This window comes from Kistimonas ophiarachnellae (assembly GCF_057552235.1).
On the sequence record NZ_BAAJPA010000048.1, the window covers coordinates 1 to 1,033 of the forward strand.

A 1,033-nucleotide genomic window follows, 5' to 3' on the forward strand; every position below is an offset into this window, starting at 1 on the left:
CCTGATTACCACCTAACATAAGCCATTCTCCCGTCTAAACTTACGACACTGGTTTTCCTTGGGTTAGGAGACGTGTCATGGCCAGGAACAAAATCCAGTTTCAGAAAGGCATGAGCCTTGTGGAATTCTTTCAGCGATACGGTCAGGAAGGGCAATGCCGCGATCAGTTTTTCAAATGGCGCTGGCCGAACGGATTTGAATGCCCTCTGTGTTGTTGCCGGGAGTATTGCACCCTGAAAACCCGAGAACTCTACCAATGTAACCGTTGCCACCATCAAACATCACTGACTAGCGGTACCATTCTGGAAGCCAGCAAGCTGCCCTTCACCATCTGGTTTCTGGGCATGTTTTTAATGACTCAAACCAAGAATGGCATATCAGCCATGGAGCTTTCGAGACAGCTTGGCGTCTCTTATAACGCCGCGTGGCGCCTGAAGCACAAGCTCATGCAAGTCATGAAAGAACGGGATGACAGCCGTCCTCTGCAGGGGCATGTGCAACTGGATGATGCCTACTGGGGTGGTGAAAAACATGGCGGCAAACGGGGAAGAGGTTCTGCAAACAAACACCCCTTTGTTGCTGCCGTGCAAACCAACGAAGAAAACTGTCCACTGTATATGCGCTTTAGTATGGTCACCAGTTTCCGGAAAAAGGAGTTGGAACACTGGGCGAAAAAACATCTCGGAGATCATACCTGTTGTGTTGTCAGTGATGGACTCGGCGCATTCACGGGAATAGTCGACGCTGGACATCCGCATACTGCAGTAGTGACAGGAGGTGGTCATGAATCGATGGCTAATGAGTTGTTTACGTGGGTCAACACCATGATCGGGAACGTCAAAAACTCCCTGAAAGGCAGTTACCACAATATTAATCCCAGGCACCTGCCACGATACCTTGCAGAATACTGTTATCGATTTAACCGGCGCTTTGATTTGAAGGCGATGGTATCAAGGCTGGGTTACATGGCTGCGCGAACCTGCCCCATGCCAGCAAGGCTTCTCAAGCTGGCTGAGCCACAGTGGTAATCAGG

1 protein-coding gene is annotated in these 1,033 nt (G+C 50.1%); it reads left to right on the forward strand.

Features of this window, described 5'->3' with window-relative positions; translation table 11 throughout:
- Window positions 1-77: 77 nt before the first annotated feature.
- The gene (locus AC27K1_RS21560) at window positions 78-1,028 is read left to right on the forward strand and encodes an IS1595 family transposase (RefSeq protein ID WP_487152856.1); all 951 of its coding nucleotides are present in this window, start codon (window positions 78-80) and stop codon (window positions 1,026-1,028) included.
- Window positions 1,029-1,033: the final 5 nt, after the last annotated feature.